At 63.7% G+C, this 19,112-nt stretch carries 17 protein-coding genes and 1 tRNA gene; 7 read left to right on the forward strand and 11 right to left on the reverse strand.

Annotation, left to right across the window (positions count from 1 at the left end):
* Positions 1 to 20: 20 nt before the first annotated feature.
* Positions 21 to 110, reverse strand: a tRNA-Ser gene (locus AC1DYX_RS13995).
* Positions 111 to 202: 92 nt separating this feature from the next.
* Positions 203 to 1,492 carry a serine--tRNA ligase gene (gene serS / locus AC1DYX_RS14000; protein WP_477259710.1) on the reverse strand — a complete coding sequence of 430 codons (1,290 nt, stop codon included), beginning with the start codon at positions 1,490 to 1,492 and terminating at the stop codon, positions 203 to 205.
* 120 nt (positions 1,493 to 1,612) lie between these two features.
* Between serS and AC1DYX_RS14005 the strand changes: the two genes are divergently transcribed.
* The gene (locus AC1DYX_RS14005) at positions 1,613 to 2,149 is read left to right on the forward strand and encodes a DUF421 domain-containing protein (protein WP_477259712.1); all 537 of its coding nucleotides are present in this window, start codon (positions 1,613 to 1,615) and stop codon (positions 2,147 to 2,149) included.
* Between the two features lie 145 nt (positions 2,150 to 2,294).
* Here AC1DYX_RS14005 and AC1DYX_RS14010 read toward each other — a convergent pair whose 3' ends face one another.
* Together AC1DYX_RS14010 and AC1DYX_RS14015 are read right to left on the reverse strand one after the other, a co-directional pair.
* Positions 2,295 to 2,942, reverse strand: a complete 648-nt coding sequence (locus tag AC1DYX_RS14010) for a DsbA family oxidoreductase (protein ID WP_477259714.1) — start codon at positions 2,940 to 2,942, stop codon at positions 2,295 to 2,297.
* 138 nt (positions 2,943 to 3,080) lie between these two features.
* Positions 3,081 to 3,695 carry an FMN-dependent NADH-azoreductase gene (locus tag AC1DYX_RS14015; RefSeq protein WP_477259716.1) on the reverse strand — a complete coding sequence of 205 codons (615 nt, stop codon included), beginning with the start codon at positions 3,693 to 3,695 and terminating at the stop codon, positions 3,081 to 3,083.
* A 109-nt stretch (positions 3,696 to 3,804) separates the two neighbouring features.
* Between AC1DYX_RS14015 and AC1DYX_RS14020 the strand changes: the two genes are divergently transcribed.
* The gene (locus tag AC1DYX_RS14020) at positions 3,805 to 4,245 is read left to right on the forward strand and encodes a winged helix-turn-helix transcriptional regulator (RefSeq protein ID WP_477259718.1); all 441 of its coding nucleotides are present in this window, start codon (positions 3,805 to 3,807) and stop codon (positions 4,243 to 4,245) included.
* Between the two features lie 30 nt (positions 4,246 to 4,275).
* Here AC1DYX_RS14020 and AC1DYX_RS14025 read toward each other — a convergent pair whose 3' ends face one another.
* The 4 genes from AC1DYX_RS14025 to AC1DYX_RS14040 all read right to left on the reverse strand — a co-directional run bounded on the left by AC1DYX_RS14025 (position 4,276) and on the right by AC1DYX_RS14040 (position 9,268).
* Positions 4,276 to 5,577 (reverse strand): replication-associated recombination protein A, encoded by a 1,302-nt coding sequence (locus AC1DYX_RS14025; RefSeq protein ID WP_477259720.1) that lies wholly within the window; start codon positions 5,575 to 5,577, stop codon positions 4,276 to 4,278.
* 120 nt (positions 5,578 to 5,697) lie between these two features.
* Positions 5,698 to 5,928 carry a zinc-binding dehydrogenase gene (locus tag AC1DYX_RS14030; protein ID WP_477259722.1) on the reverse strand — a complete coding sequence of 77 codons (231 nt, stop codon included), beginning with the start codon at positions 5,926 to 5,928 and terminating at the stop codon, positions 5,698 to 5,700.
* 68 nt (positions 5,929 to 5,996) lie between these two features.
* Positions 5,997 to 6,620 carry an outer membrane lipoprotein chaperone LolA gene (gene lolA / locus AC1DYX_RS14035; RefSeq protein ID WP_477259724.1) on the reverse strand — a complete coding sequence of 208 codons (624 nt, stop codon included), beginning with the start codon at positions 6,618 to 6,620 and terminating at the stop codon, positions 5,997 to 5,999.
* The gene (locus AC1DYX_RS14040; protein ID WP_477259726.1) at positions 6,617 to 9,268 is read right to left on the reverse strand and encodes a DNA translocase FtsK; all 2,652 of its coding nucleotides are present in this window, start codon (positions 9,266 to 9,268) and stop codon (positions 6,617 to 6,619) included. Before AC1DYX_RS14040 ends, lolA begins: the two co-directional genes overlap by 4 nt.
* A 186-nt stretch (positions 9,269 to 9,454) precedes the next feature.
* Between AC1DYX_RS14040 and trxB the strand changes: the two genes are divergently transcribed.
* The 3 genes from trxB (at position 9,455) to AC1DYX_RS14055 (ending at position 11,885) form a co-directional block, all read left to right on the forward strand.
* Positions 9,455 to 10,408, forward strand: a complete 954-nt coding sequence (trxB, locus tag AC1DYX_RS14045) for a thioredoxin-disulfide reductase (RefSeq protein WP_477259729.1) — start codon at positions 9,455 to 9,457, stop codon at positions 10,406 to 10,408.
* A gap of 67 nt (positions 10,409 to 10,475) precedes the next feature.
* Positions 10,476 to 11,165: a Smr/MutS family protein gene (locus tag AC1DYX_RS14050; RefSeq protein ID WP_477259742.1), complete on the forward strand. Its 690-nt coding sequence runs from the start codon at positions 10,476 to 10,478 to the stop codon at positions 11,163 to 11,165.
* Between the two features lie 114 nt (positions 11,166 to 11,279).
* Positions 11,280 to 11,885 carry a trimeric intracellular cation channel family protein gene (locus tag AC1DYX_RS14055; RefSeq protein WP_477259731.1) on the forward strand — a complete coding sequence of 202 codons (606 nt, stop codon included), beginning with the start codon at positions 11,280 to 11,282 and terminating at the stop codon, positions 11,883 to 11,885.
* A 24-nt stretch (positions 11,886 to 11,909) separates the two neighbouring features.
* Here the strand turns inward: AC1DYX_RS14055 and AC1DYX_RS14060 are convergent, their stop codons facing one another.
* Both AC1DYX_RS14060 and AC1DYX_RS14065 read right to left on the reverse strand, forming a co-directional pair.
* Positions 11,910 to 12,248 carry a P-II family nitrogen regulator gene (locus AC1DYX_RS14060; RefSeq protein WP_198119148.1) on the reverse strand — a complete coding sequence of 113 codons (339 nt, stop codon included), beginning with the start codon at positions 12,246 to 12,248 and terminating at the stop codon, positions 11,910 to 11,912.
* 47 nt (positions 12,249 to 12,295) lie between these two features.
* Complete coding sequence (locus AC1DYX_RS14065; RefSeq protein WP_477259733.1) at positions 12,296 to 14,359, reverse strand: NAD(+) synthase; 2,064 nt, start codon at positions 14,357 to 14,359, stop codon at positions 12,296 to 12,298.
* A 41-nt stretch (positions 14,360 to 14,400) separates the two neighbouring features.
* Between AC1DYX_RS14065 and AC1DYX_RS14070 the strand changes: the two genes are divergently transcribed.
* Entirely contained in the window at positions 14,401 to 15,546 is a 1,146-nt protein-coding gene (locus AC1DYX_RS14070) for a GNAT family N-acetyltransferase (protein ID WP_477259735.1), read from the forward strand.
* 135 nt (positions 15,547 to 15,681) lie between these two features.
* Here the strand turns inward: AC1DYX_RS14070 and AC1DYX_RS14075 are convergent, their stop codons facing one another.
* Positions 15,682 to 16,602, reverse strand: a complete 921-nt coding sequence (locus AC1DYX_RS14075; protein ID WP_477259737.1) for a LysR family transcriptional regulator — start codon at positions 16,600 to 16,602, stop codon at positions 15,682 to 15,684.
* Positions 16,603 to 16,922: 320 nt separating this feature from the next.
* Here AC1DYX_RS14075 and AC1DYX_RS14080 point away from each other — a divergent pair.
* A partial coding sequence (locus tag AC1DYX_RS14080; RefSeq protein ID WP_477259739.1) for a TonB-dependent receptor occupies positions 16,923 to 19,112 on the forward strand: 2,190 nt, incomplete at its 3' end.

Consider the following 19,112-nt stretch of genomic DNA (forward strand, 5'->3'; position numbering starts at 1 on the left):
CCATCGGGGCCTTGTTTGTTTGGCGGAGAGGGTGGGATTCGAACCCACGGTACGGTCACCCGTACGCCTGATTTCGAGTCAGGTACATTCGACCACTCTGCCACCTCTCCGTGTCGCGGTCGTTTCGCGTGAGGCCGCATTATAGACGGCCTCCCACAAAAACGGAAGGCCTATTTGATCAACCAACCTGAGCAACCAAGCCTCAGGCCGTCAGGCGCTCCAGGCCGCCCATGTACGGACGCAGCACTTCCGGAATCACCACGCTGCCATCCGCCTGCTGGTAATTCTCCAGCACCGCCACCAGCGTGCGGCCCACGGCCAGGCCCGAGCCGTTCAGCGTGTGCAGCAGTTCCGGCTTGCCCTTTGCGTTGCGGAAGCGGGCCTGCATGCGGCGGGCCTGGAAGTCTTCGCAGTTCGACAGCGACGAGATTTCGCGGTACGTGTTCTGCGCCGGCAGCCAGACCTCCAGGTCGTAGGTTTTCGCAGCAGAAAAGCCCATGTCGCCCGTGCACAGTTGCATCACGCGGTATGGCAGGCCCAGGTTCTTCAGGATCGTTTCCGCCTGGCCGACCATGTCTTCCAGCGCGCCGTACGACTGTTCCGGATGTGCGATCTGGACGAGCTCGACCTTGTCGAACTGGTGCTGGCGGATCATGCCGCGGGTGTCGCGGCCGTAGCTGCCGGCTTCCGAGCGGAAGCATGGGGTGTGCGCCGTGATCTTGATCGGCAGGGATTCCGCCGCCACGATTTCGTCGCGCACCATGTTCGTCAGCGAGACTTCCGACGTCGGGATCAGGTAGAAATTCTCGCCCTCGCCTTCCGCGCCGCCCTTCTTCACGGCGAACAGGTCTTCCTCGAACTTCGGCAGCTGGCCCGTGCCGCGCAGCGAATCCGCGTTGACCATGTACGGCGTGTAGCACTCCATGTAGCCGTGCTGGCCAGTGTGCGTGTCCAGCATGTATTGCGCCAGCGCGCGGTGCAGGCGCGCGATGCCGCCCTTCATCACGGCGAAGCGCGAGCCGGTCAGCTTGGCCGCCGTATCGAAATCCAGGCCCAGCGGGCCGCCGACGTCGACGTGGTCCTTCACTTCGAAATCGAACGCACGCGGCGTGCCCACCTTGCGGACTTCCACGTTGCCCGACTCGTCCTGGCCGACCGGCGTGGACGGGTGCGGCAGGTTCGGGATCGCGGCCATGAAGTGCGCCACTTTCTCCTGGACTTGGGCCAGGGCCGTCTCGTTGGCTTTCAGCTCGTCGCCGATGCCGGCCACCTCGGCCATCACGGCGCTCGTGTCTTCGCCCTTGCCTTTCAGCATGCCGATCTGTTTGGACAGCGAGTTGCGCTTGCCCTGCAATTCCTCGGTACGCGTCTGGATCGCCTTGCGCTCGGCTTCGAGGGCGTTGAATCCGGCGACGTCGAGCTGGTACTTGCGGCTCGCGAGGCGTGCGGCGACGTTGTCGATGTCTTTGCGGAGGAGTTGGATGTCTATCATTATCGGGATTGTCGCAGGGTAGGATATCGAAAGCGCAATTGTACCAAGTCGCCGCCGGCAAGCGATGGCTGCGCGCCGATCTTTGCGCCGGCGTGGCAGTCTGATGCCAGGGAGGCCATCATGGACATCGATTGGGAAGCCCTGTTCACGTTCACCGTGCCGCCGCTCGAACTGTTCGTGCGCGGCACGCTGACCTATATCTTCCTGTTCTGCCTGTTCCGCTTCATCGTGCGGCGCGACGCCGGTGCGCTGGGGTTGTCCGACCTGCTCGTGCTCGTCATCATCGCCGATGCCGCCCAGAACGCCATGGCCGGCGATTACACGTCCGTCGTCGACGGCTTCGTCCTGATCGGCACGATCATCGGCTGGAACTACGTACTGAACTGGCTCAGTTACCGCTATCGATGGTTCCGGCGCTTCGCGCTGGCGCCGCCGATCTGCATCATCAAGGACGGGGTCAAGCAGGAGGGCGCGCTGCGGCGCGAGCTGATCAGCGACGAGGAATTGCAGGCCATGCTGCACGAGCACGAGGTCGACGACATCGCCCAGGTCCGGCGCGCGTGGCTGGAACCGGACGGCCAGTTGACGGTACTGCGCCGGCGCGTACCGAAGGACGACGGCGGCACGGGCGGCCAGCCGCGCCGCGGGGTAGAGTGAGTCCGGCGGTCAGTCCGACGCGCCGCCGGACCTCGCTTCGTCGTCCAGGCTGCGCAGCCGGGCCAGCTGTTGCGAGGCTGCATTGGGGGGCTGAGCCAACCCGGCGGCCGGCAGAACCTGCCGCCGTGAGTCGCTACATCATCTGCTAGCCCGCTGGTTGCGTTGCAATGCCATGGATTGCTTTACCAATTGCTGCAGCAATCTCGTCTTCGCTGCGGCCCCCATTGATTTCGACACGACCGCCGAAAACGAAGTGAGGAACCGACCGCACGCCCGCCGCAGCAGAGTTTGCGGCCTCCTGTTCTACCCGCGTGCGCCATGCCGGATCGATTGCGATGCTACGGGCTTCGTCGCGCTCGAATCCATGGGCCGCAGCGATGTCGACCAGCACATCGACCTCTGCAATATTCTTTGCTTCCAGAAAGTAGGCTCCCGTGATCGCGACTGCAAGTTGATGCTGTGTCCCGCGCTCTCTTGCTGCCTGGATGAGGGCGTGGGCAGCCTGCGTCGGATAGGTGTATAACTGACGGCCAAGATTTAGATTTAACGCGGACGCAAGCGCTTCGGCTTCGGGTCGCGCAAACGCGGCCTGAGGGTCGGTTATCCCGTATCGCTTACGCAGCAAGTCCGGGATGTACAGTCCGGCAGCGGGAGCATCTGGCAGCAGCAGGACAGGATGATGATGGATATCCACGGCAAGGCCGGGAAAGCGCTCTTTCAAAACTTTGTCAAGCCGATGTTGGCCGATGATGCACCAAGGGCAGGTGATCTCGGTATAGAGGTCGATTCGCACGTTTGTTTTCCTTTCCTCAACGGTTAGCGATTCCAGGTGCAACCCGGACGAATGTTTTGTCGGTCACCTGATCCACAAGGAACGCCGGTTGCCCCGGTCGCTCCAAACAGGGCGATAGTCTTTCTCGCAGCCATGATCTCAGGCCGCCGCCAGGAAAGATTGCACCGTCGCTTCGGCATGGACGATGGCGGCTCTGGCTGCGTCGGAACTGATCATCGTGCCTTCGATGCGCACCAATTCAATATCGGTCAGGCCGATAAATCCGAGCAGATGCAAGAGATAGTCGGTATGGAAATCGAACGGTGCATAGGGGCCCTCCGAAAACACGCCACCGCTGGCAGTGACAAGATAGACCTTCTTGCCGGTCAACAACCCCTTGGACCCACCATCGGCGTAGCTAAAGGTAACGCCCGGCCAAGTAACATGATCAAACCAGGCTTTAAGCTGCGAGGACGGACCGAAATTCATCATCCCTGAACCGAGCACGATCACCTCGGCGGCCTGCAACTCGCCGACCAGCGTTTGGGCATAGCTGACCGCCTTGGCCTGTTCTTGTGTGCGAACGTCAGGAGGTGTGACTCGGCCGTGGATGTAGTCCGACGTGATGTGCGGCGCCGGCTCCGCTGCAAGGTCGCGAATCGCCAGCGTGCCGCCCAGGCGGACCTTGGCGCCTTGGGCGATTTCGGTCGCAAAGCGGGTTGAAAGGCTTTCAGCACCACGCGGGCTGGAAGTGATTAGCAATATCTGGCTCATGTTGACTCCTTGGTATAAAATGAGAACCTGGTAACCAAACAATCTTGAGTTACGCAGTCGCACCAAGGATGGTATTGTTCCTACTCATATTCCACAAGAAGGCACACCAATGTCACCAAGTCACATCGATTTACCCGACGAACTGCCAGAGTCGAATGCGGGAGGCTGCCAAGCCACTCGCGAAATACTGGATCGCATCGGCGATAAATGGAGCCTCTACATCATCGCGTCGCTGGCCAATGGAACCCGGCGCTTCAATGAGTTAAGGCGCGGGATCGACGGCATCTCCCAGCGCATGCTGACGTTGACTCTGCGGGGCCTGGAACGCGATGGATTGGTTACCCGGACGATATATCCGACAATTCCTCCGCGTGTCGATTACGACCTCACGGAATTGGGAAGAACACTATTGAAACCTGTAATGGGACTGGTCAACTGGGCGAACGACAACCAGTTCACTATTATCGAAGCCCAAAAGCGCTTCGATAATATGTCCGAGCAGGACAAATTTTCAACCAGCGGCGATTACCAACGGAAGTCAAGGATTTGAGTCTTCAAGAAAGATGGCTTAATGCCTCTTTTAATTTCCGGCCTCTTCGTCCCACTTCCGTAACTGGGCCAGCTTTTCACCGATCTTGATTTCCAGGCCTCTTGGCACTGGCTGATACCATCCGGGCTCTTCTATACCTTCAGGAAGATAGGTTTCACCAGCAGCATAAGCATTCGGCTCGTCATGCGCATATCGGTATTCATGCCCGTAACCCAGTTCTTTCATGAGCTTTGTGGGGGCGTTCCGAAGATGAACAGGAACCTCACGGCTCTTATCCTGCTTCACAAAAGCACGAGCCTGGTTGTAGGCGTTGTAACCCGCATTGCTCTTGGCAGCTACAGCAAGATAGATGACTGCTTGACCAAGCGCCAACTCACCTTCAGGGCTTCCCAGCCGCTCATAGGTCAAAGCAGCATCATTGGCTATCTGCATGGCTCTTGGGTCGGCCAAGCCGATGTCTTCCCAGGCCATGCGAACGATGCGCCTTGATAGATAGCGAGGATCAGCCCCACCGTCCAGCATTCTTGTCAGCCAATAGAGCGCCGCATCAGGATGGGAACCACGAACAGACTTGTGCAAGGCTGAAATCTGGTCATAAAAGTTGTCGCCACCTTTGTCAAAACGCCGACTGTTCAAGGTCAAGGCGTTCTGGATGAAGTTGGTATCAATCCTCGAAACACCAGCAGCACCGGCAGCCGTCTTGCACTGTTCAAGCAGGTTCAAGAACCGTCTGGCATCGCCGTCCGCATACCCAATGATGGTATCAACAGCCTTCTCTTCAAACTCCAGGTCGCCAAGAGCTTTCTCTTGTGCTCGCTGAAGAAGCAGCTTCAGCTCTTCGTCTGTCAGCGACTTCAGGACATAGACCTGAGCACGAGACAGCAAGGCCGAGTTCACTTCAAAAGAAGGGTTCTCAGTGGTGGCACCAATAAAGGTAAAGAGACCCGACTCCACATGAGGTAACAAGGCATCTTGTTGAGACTTGTTGAATCTGTGAATCTCGTCTACGAACAAGATGGTGTTCTTGCCCTGTGCAAGAAATTGCCTTGCTTGCTCCATGGCCTCTCTGATGTCTTTAACACCAGACAAGACCGCAGACAAAGCAATGAACTCACACTTGAAGGCACTGGCAGTGAGCCGTGCCAACGTGGTCTTACCGACTCCGGGCGGCCCCCAGAAGATCATGGAGTGAGGCTTGCCGGACTGAAAAGCGAGCCTCAGGGGCTTGCCCTCACCCAGCAAGTGAGACTGCCCAATGACCTCGTCCAGGGTCTTGGGGCGAAGGGCTTCAGCCAGYGGGGCGGCGGGTTCGGTCTTGAAAAGGTCATCCATGGCAGCCTCCGCAGGCGCGTGCCGGAGAATCGGGCATCGGGTTCATTCGTCTGGTCTGATGTGCAAGGCGCTAGTGTAGCCGATGCACCATTCACCCGTCAGTGGAGGCGTACGCCGGACTCAGGGCTGGCCGACGGACAGCACGATCTTGCCCACCGCCCGCCCACTTTCGCTCAAGGCATGCGCTTCAACGATACGATCCAGCCCGAATTCGGCCTTCCAGTCGACCGGATTGATGGATGCGGCGACGACCCGCACGAGCACGTCGTCCGGGCCGATGTCCGGCGCGGGAATGTCGTCGATGGACAGGACTTCACGTCCGCCGTATTGGTGGATGCGCACTGCCTTCATGGTGATTCCTTCCATGTTGACCTGTGCGCATTGTAGCGGCGCGGGGCCGCCGGCCCGCGCACCGCTCGTTACTGGTTGACGACCTCGGCGCCCTTCGGCACCTCGAATTTGAAGGTCTGCGCGCCCAGTGCCGGATTGCGCTGGAAGCTCGTGAATTTCAGCAGCACGGTCTGGCCGAAGTTGTCCTTCAGCTCCATCGCCTGCGGGACACCGTCCTTCAGGCCGATGCCGATCTGTTCGAACGTCGTGTCCTTCGCCTTCGGCGTTGCCTTCAGCCATTCCAGGCCGTCRTGCGCGCCAGCTTCCGCCAGCGTGAAATTCTTTTCCAGGTCGTTGCTGCCGAACAGGATAGCCGCGGGCGAGCTGCCCAGCGCACCGCCCAGCTTGCGCGTGGTGACCTGGTTCAGGTCCTTGTCGTACAGGTACAGCGTGTCGCCGTCGGCCTGCAGCAGTTGCTCGTACGGTTTCTGGTACGTCCAGATGAATTTGCCGGGGCGGGAAAACACGAAGGTGCCGCTCGACGTCTTGCCGGGCTTGCCCGACGTGCGGACCTGCGTCTGCGTGAATTCGCCGCGCGCGGATCTGGTACCGGTCACGAAGGATTTGAATTGATCCAGCGCCGTGGCGTGGGCCGCGCCGGCGATCAGGAAAGTCGTGGCGATCAGTGTCGTTTTCAGTTTCAGCATTGTCATTCCGCGTTCGTTGCGGGCACCAGGATGTCGCGATTGCCGTTCGACTGCATCGGCGACACGATGCCGCTCTGTTCCATCTGCTCGAGCAGGCGCGCGGCCCGGTTGTAGCCGATGCGCAGGTGGCGCTGCACCAGCGAGATCGACGCCCGGCGGTTCTTCAGCACCACGGCCACCGCCTGGTCGTACATGGCGTCGGATTCGCCGCCGCCCTCGCCGGCCGGCACGCCGTCGGCGCCACCGCCATCCTCGGCCACGCCGCCTTCGAGAATGCCCTCAATGTAATTCGGTTCGCCCGTGGACTGCAGGTGTTTTACAACTCGATGCACTTCGTCGTCCGACACGAACGCGCCGTGCACGCGGACCGGCAGGCCGGTGCCCGGCGGCATGTACAGCATGTCACCCATGCCGAGCAGCGTCTCCGCGCCCATCTGGTCGAGAATCGTGCGTGAGTCGATCTTCGACGACACCTGGAACGCGATACGCGTCGGGATGTTGGCCTTGATCAGACCCGTGATCACGTCCACGGACGGACGCTGCGTCGCCAGGATCAGGTGGATACCGGCCGCGCGCGCCTTCTGGGCGATACGGGCGATCAGTTCCTCGACCTTCTTGCCCACGACCATCATCAGGTCGGCCAGCTCGTCGATAATGATGACGATCGTCGGCAGCTTGTCCAGCGGCTCGGGCGCGTCCGGCGTCAGCGAGAACGGGTTCGGAATGTGTTCCTCGCGCTTGGCCGCTTCCAGGATCTTGCCGTTGTAGCCGGCCAGGTTGCGCACGCCCAGCTTCGACATCAGCTTGTAGCGCCGCTCCATCTCGTTCACGGCCCAGTTCAGCGCATGGCCGGCCTGGCGCATGTCCGTGACGACGGGCGCCAGCAGGTGCGGGATGCCTTCGTACACCGACATCTCCAGCATCTTCGGGTCGATCAGGATCAGGCGCACGTCGGCCGGGTCGGCCTTGTACAGCAGCGACAGAATCGTCGCATTGATGCCGACGGATTTACCGGAACCGGTCGTACCCGCCACCAGCAGGTGCGGCATCTTGGCGAGGTCGGCGACGACCGGCTTGCCGGCGATGTCCTTGCCCAGCGCGACGGTCAGGCTGGATGCGCTGTCGCCATACACTTTCGAGCCGAGGATCTCGGTCAGGCGCACGATCTGGCGCTTCGGATTCGGCAGCTCCAGCGCCATGTAGTTCTTGCCGGGGATCGTCTCGACGACGCGGATCGACGTCAGCGACAGCGAACGCGCCAGGTCGCGCGCCAGGTTGACGATCTGGCTACCCTYCACCCCCGTCGCCGGCTCGATCTCGTAGCGCGTGACGACCGGGCCCGGGTATGCGGCCACGACCTTCGCCTCGACGCCGAAGTCGGACAGCTTCTTCTCGATCAGGCGGCTGGTGAATTCCAGCGTGTCGATGGCGACGGCTTCCTGCACCGGCGGCGCGTCGTCCAGCAGCGCCAGCGGGGGCAGCGTGGAATCGCCGTGGACTTCGAACAGATGCGACTGGCGCTCCTTCTCGGCGCGCTCGGAACGCGGCACGCTGACCATCTGCGGTTCGATCTTGATCGGTGCCGGATTGGGCGCGGCGGCCGACGGCAGCGGCGCGGCGGCCTTCGCGGGCGCAGGTGCGGGGGCGCGCGGCGCGGGCTCGTGCGGCTCGTCGAATGACGGCTCCATGGCCGGCGGCGCAACCGCCTGCGCAGCTGCGCCGTCGATCTGCGGCTCGGCCCGTGCCCGGGCCAGCTTCGCTTCGCCGCGCGCCTTGACCTTGGCTTTCATCTTGGCCAGGAAACCCGGCGCGCTCGGCGCCGGCGCGGCGTCCTGCCCGTCCTCGTCGTCGAAGCGCGGCTTTTCGATGCGTACCGGCGAACCGGCATGCTTTTCCTCGTATTTGACGCGCTCGTGCACGACGACTTCGTCGCGCTTGTGCGCCGCGATCTCGCCGTAGCGGCGGTCTTCGCGGTCTTCGTAACGCAGGCGGAACCAGTCCCACGTCATCTCGACGGATTCGCCGATACGCTCGGCCACCGCCAGCCACGACACCTGGAAATACCAGGAGAACCCGAGGCCGAACAGCAGCAACAGCAGCAACGTGGCGCCCGTGAAACCGAACGCGGTATGCGCGCCATGGCCGATCAGCTGGCCCAGCACGCCGCCGGCCGCGCGCGGCAACTCGACTTTCAGCGACCACATGCGCAGGTATTCCAGGCCGACGCTGCCGGCGAACATCAGCACGAAGCCGATCCAGCGGATCAGCGTCTCGCCCTGGTGCTCCGGTTCCTGCTCGGCTTCCTGCGCGATGAACCGGGTGTGCAGCCGTCGATACCCCTGCCACACGGCGCGGGTGAAGCAGACGCACAGCCACCAGGCGGAAAAGCCGAAAATGAACAGCAACAGGTCGGCCAGCCAGGCGCCGGCGCGGCCGCCCAGGTTGGCGACGTGGGCCACGGCGTTCTCATGCGACCAGCCCGGATCGGCCTTGTTGTAGCTGAGCAAAATGAGGACGAAATACAACAATGCGACGGCCGTGGCCAGCCAGCGCGCCTCCGACAACAGGCGCACGAGCCGGTTCGGCAGCGGCTGGCGCGGCGGTCTCGGCTTGTGAGTATAGGTCGTGCTCGTCGATGGACTATTCTTGCTCATTGCTGTTTGATACGGTACTGCCGGGTAACAATGCCCCAAAGATGACCATTCTAAGCGATATATTGCCGGGCAGGCCCCCCGATTCATGCTTGTGTGCATCATCGACTATAATCCGGGCTTCGACACCTTGATTCCCGCCCTGCCCGGCCCCACTTTCCGGGCATCATTCAATAGAAGAAGTTCATTATGACCACTCGTAAACACGCCAAAGTCCTGATCCTCGGTTCCGGCCCCGCCGGTTACAGTGCCGCCGTGTATGCCGCGCGCGCCAACCTCAGCCCGATGCTGGTCACGGGCGTCGAGCAGGGTGGTCAATTGATGACGACGACGGACGTCGAGAACTGGCCGGGTGACCCGCTGGGCGTCCAGGGCCCGGAACTGATGCAGCGCCTGCTGCAGCACGCCGAGCGCTTCAATACGGAGATCGTGTTCGACCACATCCACACGACGTACCTGAACGAGCGGCCGATCCGCCTCGTCGGCGATTCGCACGAGTTCACCTGTGACGCGCTGATCATCGCGACGGGCGCGTCGGCGCAATACCTCGGCCTGCCCAGCGAACAGGAATTCATGGGCAAGGGCGTCTCGGCCTGCGCGACCTGCGACGGCTTCTTCTACCGCAACCAGGAAGTTGCGGTGATCGGCGGCGGCAATACGGCCGTCGAGGAAGCGCTGTATCTGTCGAACATCGCCACCAAGGTCACGCTGATCCACCGTCGCGACAAGTTCCGCGCCGAACCGATCCTCGTCGACCGGTTGATGGCCAAGGTTCTAGAGGGCAAGATCGTGCTGGAGCTGAACCAGACGCTGGACGAGGTCAAGGGCGACCAGAGCGGCGTCACGGGCCTGCAACTGAAATCGACGGCGAACGGCGCCACGAAGGACCTCAAGGTACACGGCCTGTTCGTTGCGATCGGCCACAAGCCGAACACCGGCATCTTCGAAGGCCAGCTCGACATGCACAACGGCTACATCAAGACACGCGGCGGCAGCGAAGGCATGGCCACCGCGACGAGCGTTGCGGGCGTGTTCGCAGCCGGCGACGTGCAGGATCACGTGTACCGCCAGGCGATCACCTCGTCGGGCTCGGGCTGCATGGCCGCGCTGGATGCCCAGCGTTACCTGGAAGCCCTGGAGTAAAACTGTTGGAAGCATTCGATGGCTGGCACGTCAGCTTGCCGGGGGCAAGCTGACGGAATAAATTGCGATAGCAATTATGAAACAGTTTTCTGATCTAAAGGCCTTGCGCGACAAGCTCAAGGAAGAAGAACGGCTGCGCGCCATCGAAAAGGCCGAGCGGGAAAAGCGCGAGCGCATCGCGCGCGAGCACGCCGTCGAATTCGGCTCGGCCGTCGAGGACGTCGTCAAGATGCCCGAGTCGGACCGCTACGTGTGGCGCCCGATGCACGACTACGAGACGCGCGGCACGCCGCTGCCCGCGCGGCCCCGCACCCCGCAGTGGCGGACCACGGAAGAAGAAACGGCCGCCGTGCTGCGCGAATCGATGCTGTCCGACCAGTTCGACGTGGACGGCCTGCTCGACGAAGATCCCACCCTCAGCTGGTCGGCACCGGGCGTCGGCCCCGACGTCGTGAAAAAGCTGCGCAAGCGCCACTGGCCCGTCGAGGACGAGCTGGACCTGCACGGCCTCACGCGCGACCTGGCGCGGCGCCACGTCGACGCCTACCTGCGCAAATCCAGCAAGCGCGGCATCCGCTGCGTACGCATCATCCACGGCGTGGGCTATGGCTCGGCCGGCGGCGAACCCGTACTGCGCGGCATGGTCCACAGCTGGCTCGTGCAGACGCCGGACGTCGTCGCCTTTTGCGTCGCGAACCGGAAGGATGGCGGCAACGGCGCACTGATCGTCCTCCTGCGCCCCGCCCTGCTGGATTGAGCTTCCTTTGCTATTGACAAGCAGTAGGGTGGGCACCCCTGTGCCCGCCCTACCGGGCGGACGCGTCGCGGTCCGGCATGTTAGCCTAGCGGCATCGAAACGACCGCCCGCTGCATGCACCTCGTCACCGCCATCGAAATCATCGCGATCCTCGTCGGCGCGTTCTCGGGATTCATCGAGGCGCGGCGCAAGCGCATGGACGTGGTGGGCGTGTTTACGGTGGCCTTCATCGCCGCGTTCGGCGGCGGCACCCTGCGCGACATCCTGCTGGACAAGCGGCCGCTGTTCTGGGTGGTCCACCAGGAATACGCGATCCTGATCTTCGTGCTGGCCCTCGTGGCATCGCCGCTGATCCGCACCTTGCGCCAGATCGTGTCGGAGCGGCTGATCGTGATCGCCGACGCCGTCGGCCTGGGCCTGTTTTCCGTGGCCGGCGTGTCGTCCGCGCTGGACGCGCACATGCCGTTGTTCATCGCCTCGATGATGGGCGTGATCACGGGGATCTTCGGCGGCGTAATGCGCGACATCGTCTGCAACGAGGTGCCGATGGTGTTCCGCGACGGGAAGCCCTACGCCATCTGCGCGTTCCTCGGCAACTGGATGTTCCTGCTGCTGGGGATGAACGGCTTCCCGCACGACTTCGCGCTGTGGTCCAGCGCGCTGTTCATCGTCGTGTTCCGCCTGGTGACGTGGAAGTTCGACGTGCGGCTGGGGCGATGACGCATCGCCCCGCGGCGCTCGTGCTTATACAGCGTCCGGGCCCGTCTCGCCGGTGCGGATGCGGATCACCTGTTCCACGTCCTGCACGAAGATCTTGCCGTCGCCGATCTTGCCCGTGCGCGCGGCCTTGATGATCGCGTCGACGACCTGCTCGGTCAACGCATCGTCGACCACCACCTCGATCTTCACCTTGGGCAGGAAGTCGACCACGTACTCGGCGCCGCGGTACAGTTCCGTATGGCCCTTCTGGCGGCCGAAGCCCTTCACTTCCGTGACGGTCAGGCCGGTGACGTTCACCTCGGCCAGCGCTTCGCGCACTTCGTCCAGTTTGAACGGCTTGATCACGCAGGTAATCTGTTTCATGTTATTTCTCCTTTCAGGTACTGAACGGATTATCGCATGGCATCCGGTCAATCCGGAATCTTCGCCAGCTGGTCCATCCACACGACGGCTTCCGAATCGCTCGGCGCGCGCCAGTCGCCGCGCGGGGAAAGCGAACCGCCGTTGCCGACCTTCGGCCCGTTCGGCACGCACGAGCGCTTGAACTGGCTCGTCTTGAAGAAGCGCCACAGGAAGATGCCCAGGTTCTTCCTGATCGCGCCGAGCTCGTACTGGTTGCGCGCCGGGCTGCCGCCTTCCGGCCACGGGCCCTCGGCGCGGTCGTGCCACGCACTCCAGGCCAGGAACGCGACCTTGGCCGGACCGAAGCCGTAACGCAGCGTGTAGTACAGGTTGAAGTCCTGCAGCTCGTACGGGCCGATGAAATCTTCCGTGACCTGCGCCGGCTTGCCCTCTTCCTTGCCCGTGCCCTGTTTTCCGGGCACGAGCTCCGGCGAGATCTCCGTTTCCAGCACGTTGATCAGCACGTCGGAGCCGGTGTCGCCGATCTGCTTCGTATCGGCGACCCAGCGCACGAGGTGGGAGATCAGCGTCTTCGGCACGCTGGCATTGACGTTGTAGTGCGACATGTGGTCGCCCACGCCATACGTACACCAGCCCAGCGCCAGCTCGGACAGGTCGCCCGTGCCGATCACGATGGCGTGGTGATGGTTCGCGAGGCGGAACAAGTGACTCGTGCGCTCGCCCGCCTGCACGTTCTCGAACGTGACGTCGTACTGCTCGGCGCCTTCCGCATACGGGTGGCCGAGGTCCTTCAGCATCTGGATGCAACTGGGGCGGATGTCGATCTCGTGCGCCGTGCAGCCGACCACGCGCATCAGTTCGCGCGCCTGGCGCAGTGTGCGCTCGCTCGTCGCGAAGCCCGGCATCGTGTACGCGAGGATGTTCGTGCGCGGCAGGTTCAGCCGGTCCATCGCCTTGGCGCAGACGAGCAGCGCATGCGTGGAATCGAGGCCGCCCGAGATCCCGATCACGACCTTCTGGTGGCCGGACGACTGCAGCCGCTGCAACAGCGCCTGTACCTGGATGTTGTAGACCTCGGTGCAGCGCGCGTCGCGGCGGCGGCCGTCGGCCGGCACGTACGGGAAGCGCTCGATGAGCCGGGCCAGCGGCAGGTCGCGTTCGAGCGGCAGCGGCACGCTGAACTTCTGCACGCGGAACTTCGCCACCTCGTGCGCATGCCGGCGCACGGATTGTGCGAACGTCGTCGTGTGCATGCGGTCGACGGACAGGCGCTCCAGGTCGACGTCGCCGAAGATGATGTGCGAGTCGCCGCGGAAGCGCTCGGACTCGGCCAGCATGTCGCCCTTTTCATAGATCAGCGACTGGCCGTCCCACGCCATGTCGGTCGTCGACTCGCCGAGGCCGGCGGACGTGTACAGGTAAGCGGCGAGGCAGCGCGCCGACTGCTGGGACACGAGCTGGTGGCGGTAGCCGCTCTTGCCCACGACGACGTTCGATGCCGACAGGTTGACCAGCACCGTCGCCCCGGCCAGCGCGGCATACGAGGACGGCGGGATCGGCACCCACACGTCTTCGCAGATCTCGACGTGGAAGCGGAACAGCGGTTGATTCTCCAGCTCGAACAGTTGTTCCGGACCGAAAGGCACGTCCTGGCCGAGCAGGGAAATCCGGTCGACGGCCGCGTTGTCCGCCGGACTGAACTGCCGACTTTCATAAAATTCGCCATAATTGGGCAGGTAGCTTTTCGGGACCACGCCCAGGATGCGGCCTCCCGCGATGACGACGGCACAGTTGAACAGCACGTGGTCGACGCGCAGCGGCGCGCCGACGACGAGGGCCAGCGGCAACGTGGCGGACGCGGCGACCACTTCCGCCAGCGCGGCGAGCACGGCATCGAGCAGTGCGCGCTGGTGGAACAGGTCGTCGCACGTGTAGGCCGACAGGCCCAGCTCGGGGAAGGCGGCGAGCACGGCGCCCTCATCGGCCGCCTGGCGCGCGAGGCGGATCGTTTCCTGCGCGTTGAAGGCCGGGTCGGCGACACGGCAAGCCGGGCTGGCGACGGCGACGCGCGCGAAGTCGTGGGTGTACAGGTTGAAGAATCGCTTATCCATGGGCCATAGGTCTCAACAGCTAAGTCATCGCGGAAGTCATCTTGAATTATCGCACGCATATCGTTTCCTCTCTTTCCGAGATCGGACAGGCGGAATGGGACGCCCTCGTGGCCCTGCAGCAGCAGCCCAACCCCTTCCTGTCCTTTGCCTTCCTGCACGCCCTGCACGAGTCCGGCAGCGCCACGCCGGAGACGGGCTGGCAGCCGCAATACATCGCTTTGTACGACGTGGACGACCGGCTGGCCGCCGCCCTGCCCCTGTATGCGAAAGGCCATTCGTACGGCGAATACGTGTTCGACTGGGCGTGGGCCAACGCCTACCAGGAGCATGGGCTCGACTATTATCCGAAGCTGCTGTCCGCGATCCCGTTCACGCCCGTGAGCGGCCCGCGCCTGCTCGCACGCGACGCGCGCGCCCGTGCGGCCCTCGTCGACGTGCTGGTCAGGACGCAGAAGGCGACCGACGTGTCGTCCACGCACGTGCTGTTTCCTCCGGACGAGGAGGCTCGCCGGCTGGCGAATGCCGGCTTCCTGCTGCGCAGCGGCGTGCAATTCCACTGGATGAATGCCGGGTATGGGAGCTTCGACGACTTCCTCGCCACGCTGGAGCAAAAGAAGCGCAAGAACATCCGCGCCGAGCGGCGCAAGGTGCGCGAGGCGGGCGTCGTGCTGCGGCGCGTGCGCGGGCGCGAGATCGAAGACGCCGACTGGCGCTTCTTCACGCGCTGCTACCGCAACACGTATGCCGAACACTTCTCGAAGCCCTACCTGAACCTGGACTTCTTTCGCCGCATCGGCAAGACGATGCCGGACAACCTGCTGCTCGTGATCGCGGAACGGGACGGCCAGCCGATCGCCGCGTCGCTCGTCGTGCACGATGCGACCACATTGTACGGTCGCTACTGGGGCGCGCTGGAACATGTGCCCTGCCTGCACTTCGAGACCGCGTACTACCAGCCGCTGGAATTCTGCATCGAGCAGGGCATCCAGGTGTTCGAGGGCGGCGCCCAGGGCGAGCACAAGATGGCGCGCGGGTTCCTGCCCACGCGGACGTGGTCGGCGCACTGGCTCGCGCATCCGTCGTTCGCGGATGCCGTTGAGCGGTTCCTGGAGCGCGAGGCCGGGGGCATCGACGATTACATCGATGAGCTCAACGACCGCAACCCGTTCCGGACCGCGGCCAAATGATGCCGTAGGGTGGACACCCCGTGCCCACCAAATGCATGCGATATCGCGACATCATGGTAGACGGGGGCCGTCTACCCTACGCCATCGTCGGCACGTAGCGCGCAGACCGGATCGACCACCCATGCGCAACGGCGTTCACGCCGCCTTTTCGTGGTCCCCTTTGTGCCACCACAGCTTCGGGTTGTTGTCGGCCAGGTCGCGCAACAGCTCCCAGACGACCTTCACCCGGCGCAGCCGGTACAGGTCCGCGGGGGCGGCCAGCCAGAACGAACGTTCCGCGTAGAAGCCTGGCAGCACGCGCACGAGGCGGCCGTCGTCCGGCACCGCGTACGGCGGCGCCATCATGAGGCCCATGCCCAGCGACGCGGCCTCGATCTGCGCCGTCATGCCCGAGCAGCACAGCCGGCGGCGCGGCGTGAAACCGAGTTCGTTCAGGTACGACAGCTCGCGGCTGGCCAACCGGTCCTGCACGTAGTCGACGAAGTCGTGCGGCTCCAGGTCGGCCTGTGTGCGGATCGGCGGATGCTTCGCCAGGTAGACGGGCGACGCGTACAGGTAGAAGCGGAACGATGCGAGCCGCGTCACCATGTAGCGGCCGGTCGACGGCGGGTCGAGCATGACGCCCAGGTCGGCCTCGCGGTTGGCCAGGTTGGCGAAGCGCGGCAGCGCCAGCAGGTCGATCGACAGGTCCGGGTGATCCTCGAACAGCTTCACGAGCAGGGGCGCGACGACGCGTACCCCGAACACTTCCGGCACGCCCAGGCGCACGACGCCGTGCGCCGCCACCTCCGCCCCGCCCAGTTGCTCGGTGGCGGCCAGCGCCGCGCCCTCCATCGCCTCGGCGTGCGGCAGCAGCGCCTGGCCCATCTCCGTCAGCTCGTAGCCTTCGCGCGAGCGGTCGAACAAGGTGGTGCCGAGCTGCTGCTCGAGGCGGTCGATACGCCGCGCGACGGTCGTGTGCTCGACGTCGAGGCGGCGCGACGCCCCGGACAGGGTGCCGGCGCGCGCGAGCTCCAGGAAAAACCGCAGGTCCGTCCATTCCGGCAGGCTGTGCATGTCGTCTCCCCGGCTCTCCTACCCGTCGCGGATTTTCGAGAACCCGTTGTTTGATATCAAGGTGACATATTGTGCACCAGTGCACATTGCCGCTGCAACGTTTTCGAAATGACGTTTGCGTATGCACAGCAAACCTGTTTTCCGGACGTTGAAACGTGTCGTGCCCTCCGGAACCGCCTTCGGCGGTGTCACAAACCCTGTGCATTAACGCACACCCGGTGGGCGCGGCGTTGTCTTTTCAGCCAGTTTCATCCAAGGCACACTGCGGTGCATGCGAAGAACCTGAACGCATGACACCACAACAAAGTCAGGAGACCTCAATGCGTCTTAGCAAGAAGAAACAGCAGCTGATCCACCGTTCGGCTGCCGCCCTGCTCGCACTTTCCGGTGGTACCGCCGGCGTTACCCACGCCCAGGACACGGGAAGCGGTGCCGTCGCCGCGCCCGAAGGCAATATCGAGAAAGTCGTCGTCACCGCGCGCCGCCGCGAGGAAACGCTGCAGGATGTCCCGGTGTCCGTCACTGCGTTCAGCGCCGACCAGCTGTCGAAACAGGCCATGCCCGACGTGGTCGCCCTCACCAACACGTTGCCGAACACCACGCTGAAGGCATCGCGCGCCACCAACACCACCCTCACCGCGTTCATCCGCGGCGTCGGCCAGGCCGATCCACTGGCCGGGTTCGAGTCCGGTGTCGGCATCTACCTGGACGACGTCTACCTGGCGCGTCCGCAGGGCGCCGTGGCCGACATCTACGACGTCGAGCGCATCGAGGTGCTGCGCGGCCCGCAGGGCACGCTGTACGGGCGCAACACGATCGGCGGCGCCGTCAAGTACGTGACGCGCAGGCTGGCCCCGCGCACGGACGTGCGCCTGAAGGGCACGCTGGGCAATTACCAGGAGCGCGACGGCGTCATCACGGCCAGCACGCCCGTCACCGACCAGTTGCGCGTGGGCGGCACCCTGGCCCGCTTCAAGCACGGCGGCTACGGTACCAACCTGTTCGACGGCTCGCCGAACTACGACAAGGACATCAAGGCCGCGCGCCTGTCGGCCGAATGGACGCCGACGCCCGACCTGTTCGTGCGCCTCGCCGGCGACGTCACGGACGACGATTCGCATCCGAAGAACGGCCACCGCCTGATCGTCGGCCGCACGAGCGGCGCGCCGATCCTGTCCAACGTGTACGACACGAACGCGGAGATGCTGACGGCGCTCGGCCACAAGCAGGAGGTGCGCCAGCACGGCGTCGCCGCCACCGTCGAATGGAACGTGTCGCCCGAGCTGACCTTCAAGTCGATCACGGCGCACCGCCAGGACAAGTCATGGGCCCCGATCGACTTCGACGCCCTGCCCGTCGTCGACATGGAAGTGCCGGCCCTGTACACGAACCGCCAGTTCAGCCAGGAATTCAACCTGACCTACACCGGACCGAAGATCCAGGGCGTGGCCGGCATCTACTACATCGACGCCAACGCCTACAACAAGTTCGACACGATCCTGGCCGGCGCCGTCCCCACCAGCACCTTCACGAGCGGCAACATCGACACGAAGGCCTGGGCCCTGTACGCCGACGGCAGCTACAGCCTGACCGACGTGCTGCAACTGTCGCTGGGCGGCCGCTACACGGTCGACCAGCGCGACGCCGACATCTACCGCCAGATCTACCTCGGCAACAAGGGCACGCCGGAGATGGGCAACCCGGGCGCGATCCTGTTCCGTACCGACACCGACCTGCGCGGCCTGTCGCGCGAGGACAAGAAGTTCACCCCGCGCATCGCGCTGAACTGGAAGGCGACGCCGGAGCAGAACGTGTACGCGTCGTATTCGCAGGGCTTCAAGGGTGGCGGCTTCGACCCGCGCACGAACGTGGTCGGCACCAGGATCCCGCTGACGCAGGCCCGGGCCGGCTACAAGCCCGAGACGATCGCCACCTACGAGCTGGGCCTGAAATCCTCGTTCAACGGCGGCCGCATCACGACCAACACCGCACTGTTCTACAGCGACTACAAGGACGTGCAGATCCCGGGCTCGGTGGCGATCGACACGAACGGCGACGGCAAGGACGACAGCTTCGCGGGCATCACCACGAACGCCGGCAAGGCGAAGATCCGGGGCTTCGAGTTCGAGGCCGTGGCCCACCTGACGAAGGAATTCACGCTGTCGGGCATGTACAGCTACATCGACGCCAAGTACAAGGAGTACATCGTAGCGGGTGTGAACGTGGCGGACCAGCGCAACTTCCAGAACACGCCGCGCAATTCCGCGAACCTGCGCGCGACCTACGAGGTGCCGATGCCGCTGGCGGGCTACAACGGCCGCCTGTCGCTGATCGGCAGCGCCTCGTACCGCGGCCACACGTTCCAGTTCGAGACGCCGTCCATCATCGACCAGGACGCGTACAAGCTGTACGACGCCAGCATCGTCTGGACCCGCACCGACGGCAAGATCCGCGCCGGCCTGCACGGCAAGTWCCTGTCGGACGTGCATTACAAGACGGCGGGCTATCTG

This window comes from Massilia sp. P2_C2 (genome assembly GCF_056404615.1).